Source organism: Acinetobacter sp. MF4640, assembly GCF_002018895.1.
Classification (GTDB): domain Bacteria; phylum Pseudomonadota; class Gammaproteobacteria; order Pseudomonadales; family Moraxellaceae; genus Acinetobacter; species Acinetobacter johnsonii.
Genome location: NZ_MVOM01000105.1, coordinates 1 through 2,971, shown reverse-complemented (window position 1 = coordinate 2,971; position 2,971 = coordinate 1). Strand labels below are relative to the sequence as shown.

Sequence of the window (2,971 nt, the reverse complement as noted above, 5' to 3'; positions counted from 1 at the left end):
CATGAACTAATCTTTAATTATTTAAACTACAGTGAAACAAATAATATTGATGAAATCTTTCATTATTTATTAAGCATTTATAATATTTTAAAAAATAACAACCAAAGCAGAGCTTTACAACAAATAAATGAACTATATGAAAATTTAAAAATTTTTGATCAAAAGAGACTTAAAAATGATATAGACATACAACTTAAAGAGGCAAAAGAAATTGCTCATGATGTAAAAGTTAGTATTACACATAACAATAATAGTAAGATCACTCAACATTACCACAATGAGGCAGGTATTTTAAAGCTACGAATAAAAGAATTAAACAACCAAATTATTTCTTTATTCATACTTATTGTTTTTATTTTTTTATTAAAATTAATTTTTCGTATAGATAGTTTTGAGAACATATATACTTTTATTACTTTTTTATCAATAATTTTAACAATAACTGGATTAATAACATATTTAATTAAAGACTACACTCAATGTAAAAAACTTTATGATTTTTATAATATACGTCATCTAGAACTTAATGCACTACCTGAATATATGTATGAATTAACACCAGAACAAAGAAAAGATTTAATTATCCAGCTTGCTCCAATATATTTTATCGGTGTTAACGATCAAAAGCATCAAAATACCAACAATATTGATTTTTCGATTATTGATCAGAAATTAGAAGAGATAACAAAAATAGTAACCAAGCTACAAAGTTTAAATAAATAGTTGAGCCCTCAAATAAGGGCTAAACTATTTACACACTGAACACAAACAGTGACATGCACCTTTGTCGAAATCGAATGTGCTGTGCAGCCTGAAAGCAGGATGCACAGCAATAATGCTTTGATCATGATAAGAACAAAACTTTTTCTTTAGCACGACGATTCACAAGCCCTTGCATGCATTTACCGCCCGCATTCACCCATACATCAAACTGATCTGCTGCACCACGATAATCATTGGTATTCAACTTTTTCACTAAAGTTGATTTACTAAATGCATTAGTCCCGATGTTGTAGGCAAGTGATACCAGTGCATCAAACTGATTTTGGTTAAGTGGCACTTTCACCGCATTGTTGACAGCAGCTTCAAACTTCTTTAAATCCTGCGCCATGTATGCCTTAGCCTGTACTTCTGTGCATGTATCACCTTTTTTGACTTTAATGCCGTTCGGATAAACCGTGGTACCGAATCCAATCGTCCACACTCCCACCCCATCGTCATAAGCAGCTAATCGCTTTCCCTCTAAACTACAGATGAGATCTACACCAAAAGGACTAACGGTCATCTGGTCGATCGCAATACCCAACATATCAGCCACTGATACATCTGTAGCTGTGGCAATCACTCGATTAGCAGCATCAACTTGTTTTTGAGTAAGTGTCCCACCGCTGATCTTTCTTAAAAAATCAAATATCTGTTTCATTTTTCACTTACTCACTTAAACATTGCTTTAAAAGCCGAACGAATTTCGAAAATTAACTCACCAATGGTTTTACCACGTAGCAACTGGATTGCTTGATACCAGATGCCAATTAACAACATTCCGAAGATTGCAAAGATCAACATCACAAAACCTTGCGTCATATGTGAATAGACATGCCAACCATAGTATTCAATGAATGCTGAGCCACCATATAAACTAATCGCTACGCTAAAGGTGAATTTCATGATCACACCCAAAGTGATTTTAATTCGTCCTTCAGTGTCGATATCACCACTTAATGTAAGGGCAAAAATTGCCCCAACCACTGCAGCTATAATTTTAAAAAGCCATGGTAGGCCCTTGATACTTAATGGGTCATTCATAGACTATTTCCCCTATTTTTTGACATTAAAAAACCCTGATCTCATTAAAGATCAGGGTTAATAGGGATTTGTTGGGTCTAAAGTTGGGTGTTTTCAAGTCTAAGCCAGTGTGATTCACTGTTGATTATAAAACTCCTTAAATGAATATTTAATCAATCTAGATTTGATCTAAGTGTTTAACCCATATGTCATACCCAGTTTGATTTAAGTGAATTCCATCTCCTACATGGTAATTTTTATCTAAAAATCCATTTTCATCTAAATAGAATTCACTTAAATCAATAAACTTAATTTTCTTTTGCGAACATAACTCAGCTATACGTTGGTTAATTTTCTTAATTCTAGCGTTGTTCATCTGAGGGTTTTTAGAAACCACTTCTTCATTAACTGGAAGAACAGAAAACACTATTAGCTTACTACTGGGAAGCTTATCTAAAATTTCCAGATAGTTCTCTAAAATTTCTGCATCAGAGCGCCGTTTAAGATCATTAATACCAATCATTAAAATAATCTTTTTTGCATTATTTAATGATTTATATTTTTCAATTCTATTTATGACACCATAAGTTGTATCTGATCCTATACCGTAATTCATAAATCTTGGATAGACTAACCCTTGTGTAATACTATCTCCAATCATAATAGTGCTCCCTGGAACCACCTGAAGGTCTTGCCGTTCCTGAATAGCTAATAATTTATAATAGTAATTATCCAATTCTTTAGAGTTTAGCCCTAATTTATACTTAATAATTTTATCAATTTTACTATCATGTAAAAAATACCCGCCCCCACATGAAACGATAAAAAACAATAAAATTATTATTCCTTTCTTCAGCATACATCCCCCTAAATATTATAAATAAAATTAATTATTTAGCATATTAAGGGGGATTTCAATCAAAATCCATCCACAATGCGATCAAGTTGACCGCTACGAATCGCTTGGGCTTGGGATGCCGAGCCTGTTTGAGATGGCATTATCACAATTGGTTTAATTCCATTTTCCACCAGTTTGTCACTTAACCACTTCATGTTTATTTCCCACTCAGCGTAGCTTCGAGTTCTACCATCAACACCACCATCTACAACGCGCTTGTTTAGGAACATTAAGTTAGGATCAAAATCATATGCACTAAGTAGTGGCTCTGATGTAGCATCAATACCG

General features: G+C 33.1%; 5 protein-coding genes. 1 reads left to right on the top strand and 4 read right to left on the bottom strand.

Features of this window, described 5'->3' with window-relative positions; all coding sequences use genetic code 11:
- On the top strand, positions 1 to 723 hold a 723-nt coding region (locus MF4640_RS19330), incomplete at its 5' end, for a hypothetical protein (RefSeq protein WP_161944395.1).
- Positions 724 to 844: 121 nt separating this feature from the next.
- On the opposite strand, the gene MF4640_RS18395 is transcribed toward MF4640_RS19330, so the two are convergent.
- The 4 genes from MF4640_RS18395 to MF4640_RS19325 all read right to left on the bottom strand — a co-directional run.
- Positions 845 to 1,423 carry a lysozyme gene (locus tag MF4640_RS18395; RefSeq protein WP_078390470.1) on the bottom strand — a complete coding sequence of 193 codons (579 nt, stop codon included), beginning with the start codon at positions 1,421 to 1,423 and terminating at the stop codon, positions 845 to 847.
- Positions 1,424 to 1,434: 11 nt separating this feature from the next.
- A complete protein-coding gene (locus MF4640_RS18390) occupies positions 1,435 to 1,806 on the bottom strand; it encodes a hypothetical protein (RefSeq protein WP_078390469.1) in 372 nt (123 codons plus the stop codon).
- A 157-nt stretch (positions 1,807 to 1,963) separates the two neighbouring features.
- Positions 1,964 to 2,644, bottom strand: a complete 681-nt coding sequence (locus MF4640_RS18385) for a GDSL-type esterase/lipase family protein (protein WP_078390468.1) — start codon at positions 2,642 to 2,644, stop codon at positions 1,964 to 1,966.
- Between the two features lie 59 nt (positions 2,645 to 2,703).
- Positions 2,704 to 2,971, bottom strand: a 268-nt coding sequence (locus tag MF4640_RS19325; RefSeq protein WP_161944394.1) for a hypothetical protein, incomplete at its 5' end; no start/stop codon positions are given.

Bases quoted from the DNA above. Each gene is read 5' to 3' on its own strand.
- MF4640_RS18395 (WP_078390470.1), bottom strand. From the start codon at position 1,423: ATGAAACAGATATTTGATTTTTTAAGAAAGATCAGCGGTGGGACACTT.
- MF4640_RS18390 (WP_078390469.1), bottom strand. From the start codon at position 1,806: ATGAATGACCCATTAAGTATCAAGGGCCTACCATGGCTTTTTAAAATT.
- MF4640_RS18385 (WP_078390468.1), bottom strand. From the start codon at position 2,644: ATGCTGAAGAAAGGAATAATAATTTTATTGTTTTTTATCGTTTCATGT.